Origin of the sequence: Methylophaga sp. UBA5088 (genome assembly GCF_002414625.1) — a bacterium.
Taxonomy (GTDB): Bacteria; Pseudomonadota; Gammaproteobacteria; order Nitrosococcales; family Methylophagaceae; genus Methylophaga; species Methylophaga marina.
Genome location: NZ_DIAC01000074.1, coordinates 49124 through 52385, shown reverse-complemented (window position 1 = coordinate 52385; position 3262 = coordinate 49124). Strand labels below are relative to the sequence as shown.

Sequence of the window (3262 nt, the reverse complement as noted above, 5' to 3'; positions counted from 1 at the left end):
CCGTGATCCCCGCCCATTGCATCAATTGATATCGTCAGGCTCAATTGTGTTTATGCCTTATTCGCTTTTATCCGCAACGACTTTACGACCACGGTAGTAGCCATCAGCTGATACGTGATGACGACGGTGTAACTCACCTGATGTAGAATCAACAGATAATGTTGTTTCTGTTAACGCATCATGTGAACGACGCATTCCACGACGTGATGCACTTTTTTTGTTTTGTTGAACAGCCATGACTAAAACTCCTAAGCCTTTTAAAAATTCAAAATTATTTTTTTGATTTCAATGCAGATAACACTGCAAACGGAGATGCCTGTTTTTCAGGTGTCTCCTCTATCTCTTCATCCCCAGATTGCCAGACTTCTTTCGGCAGACAATCAAAATCATGTTTAGGCACCAGGGGAAGTGCCAAGATTAATTCATCTTCAACCACGTCAGCAGGGTTCACAAACTCTGTTTCGTCAATTATCCAAGGCTCATACTGCTCTGATAATCGGCTAACAAGACGTTCATGCTTTACCAAACCTAACAGCGTATTGACTTCTACAGGGTAGAGTAACTCTTCCATACACCGCTCACAGGTCAGTGATAGTGTCGTAACAAAGTTACCTTGCATGTAGGGTGTGCCGGTTTGGTCAATATCAAATCGCATTTTGATTTTGACTGAACCTGAGTCACTAAATAAAGATGGCTTCAAACGTGACAGTTCTGTCAGTTCAATTTCACCTTCAAGTTCCCGTCCATTATGAGCAAATCGAAACGGATCAATTTCTTTTGGTAATTGCTGGCGCATAATCGACGGGATTATATAAGAAATATCGAAAAACAGCAAAGTGGATGCATTGTTGGCCTAATCATATTCAATTATTGTGTAACTCAATCACAGCATTACTTTTGTCAGAGTTTTGTTTGTTTAGATCGTTTCTCATGGCATCGATGTAATATAAGTAGTTCGCATCAATATCCCCAGTAATGTATTCACCATCAAAACATGATGTATCAAAACGCTCTACGTCCGACTTTTTATTGATCGCCGCTACCAAGTCAGGAAGATCTTGATAGACGAGCCAGTCGACACCTAATTGTTTTGATATTTCTTCAACATTTCTATCATGAGCCACAAATTCATTTGCTGATGGCATATCAATACCGTAAACGTTCGGGAAACGAACAGGTGGCGCGGCAGAAGCTAAATACACTTTATTAGCGCCTGCATCTCTTGCCATCTGAACAATTTGCTGTGATGTCGTACCACGAACAATAGAGTCATCTACTAAGAGAACATTTTTGCCCCTGAACTCTAAATCAATAGCATTTAATTTTTGACGAACGGACTTCTTACGCATGGTTTGGCCAGGCATAATAAATGTGCGACCGATATAGCGATTTTTAATAAAGCCCTCTCGATACACGACGCCCAAATCATAAGAAAGCTGTAAAGCGGCACTTCGACTGGTATCAGGTATCGGAATAACGACATCAATATCGTGTTCAGGAAATTCACGTTTAATTTTCTGCGCGAGTTTTGTACCCATGCGCATGCGACTTTTATGCACAGAAATGCCATCCATCATCGAGTCAGGACGAGCAAAATAAACGTACTCAAAAATACAAGGTGATTTCACTGGATTTTCAGCACATTGCTGAGAATAGAAGTTACCTTTTGTATCAATAAAGACACATTCACCCGGTTCAATATCACGGACTAATTCATAGTCGAGAATATCAACGGCAACACTTTCTGAGGCAACAACATACTCTGTACCCTGCTCTGTTTCACGTTTACCGATGACCGCTGGTCGAATGCCATATGGGTCACGAAATGCCATGACGCCAACCCCTGAGATCATGGCAACAGCAGCATAAGCGCCTCTGCAACGACGATGAACCTGTGCGACCGCATTAAAAATATCTTGCGGTTGAGGTGTTAATTTTGAGCTGTTTTGTAACTCATGAGCTAATACATTGAGCAAAACTTCTGAATCAGAATCCGTATTCAAATGTCGACGATCTGTCTGAAATAATTCATCTTTCAGAACTTTTGTATTGGTAAGGTTACCGTTATGGGCAAGGGCAATACCAAATGGAGAGTTGACATAAAACGGCTGCGATTCAGCTGATGTCGAACAGCCAGCTGTAGGATAGCGGATATGACCAATACCCATCTTTCCTTTTAGGCGAATCATATGGCGAGTATGAAAGACATCCTTGACGAGACCATTATCCTTACGAAGAAAAAACTTGCCATCATCGTCACAAGTCATTATTCCAGCAGCATCTTGTCCACGATGCTGTAATACGGTCAATCCATCATATAAGGCCTGGTTAACCTCAGAATGACCAACAATACCAATAATTCCGCACATAATTTGCCCTGTCAGGAAGTTAATTGTAGTTGATATGCTGGGCGATATCTGCTGGTAACAGATCACGTACCCACACTGCTAACTTGATAAAATGTTCTAATAATATCGAGTTTTGCCACCAAGAATCTGCCGGCATAGGGGTTGCACCAGCGGCTAAAACCAAAATAGTCACTAACGCCACACCACGTATTAGTCCAAAAATAATACCGAGGGCGCGGTCTGTCCCCGTTAGTCCAGTTTTTTCGACAACTTGTGATATTAGATGGTTAACCATCGCACCGAGTATGAGCGTCACAGCAAATAAAACGAAAAAAGCAAGAAACAATCTTATTGAAGGCGTTGATATATATTCAGCTAACAATGTTGAGAGGTTTGAGTAAAAAAGTATGGCTACCCAAAAAGCTAGAATCCAGCTAGCCAATGAGAGTACTTCTTTCATGAAGCCTCGGACAATACTGATAGCGGCTGACATAAAAATCAGACCAATTATCAGATAGTCAACCCAAACCATAGTTACCCCGCAATCAGCTGCGATCTAAACGAGAAATTTTAACAGATTAACTATCAACAACCCAGAAGTTTTACAGTTATATTTCATGGTTGGATAGTTAGCTGAAAACACTTGTTAATATTGCAAAATCTGCGTAGATAACTTCAACTTTTTGTTCAATATTTTAGCCGTTTCTTCTAATTTATCGCGGTCTGAAACAGGTTGTAAGCGAACACGATAGATAGGTTTATCGTCTGTTTTGAGTATTTCAATCAAAGGATTGTAGCCCATAGACTCAAGTTCTTTTGATAAAGCGTCAGCATTATCACGAACACCGAAACTGGCGAGCTGTAACACCCATAACGTTTCGTTGTTTTTAGCTTCTGGAGCTGGAGCTGGAGCT

5 protein-coding genes are annotated in these 3262 nt (G+C 41.0%); all 5 read right to left on the bottom strand.

The annotated features are described in order from the left end of the window. Positions 1-57 precede the first annotated feature (57 nt). Positions 58-237: a 50S ribosomal protein L32 gene (gene rpmF / locus B4K20_RS09650; protein ID WP_007145145.1), complete on the bottom strand. Its 180-nt coding sequence runs from the start codon at positions 235-237 to the stop codon at positions 58-60. Between the two features lie 34 nt (positions 238-271). Further along, a complete protein-coding gene (locus B4K20_RS09645; protein WP_289282719.1) occupies positions 272-796 on the bottom strand; it encodes a YceD family protein in 525 nt (174 codons plus the stop codon). A 67-nt stretch (positions 797-863) separates the two neighbouring features. Continuing rightward, positions 864-2369 (bottom strand): amidophosphoribosyltransferase, encoded by a 1506-nt coding sequence (gene purF / locus B4K20_RS09640; protein ID WP_286304671.1) that lies wholly within the window; start codon positions 2367-2369, stop codon positions 864-866. Between the two features lie 19 nt (positions 2370-2388). Continuing rightward, complete coding sequence (locus tag B4K20_RS09635) at positions 2389-2880, bottom strand: CvpA family protein (protein WP_286304672.1); 492 nt, start codon at positions 2878-2880, stop codon at positions 2389-2391. Positions 2881-2994: 114 nt separating this feature from the next. Continuing rightward, positions 2995-3262: SPOR domain-containing protein (locus tag B4K20_RS09630; RefSeq protein WP_289282718.1), on the bottom strand; the 268-nt coding region annotated here is incomplete at its 5' end.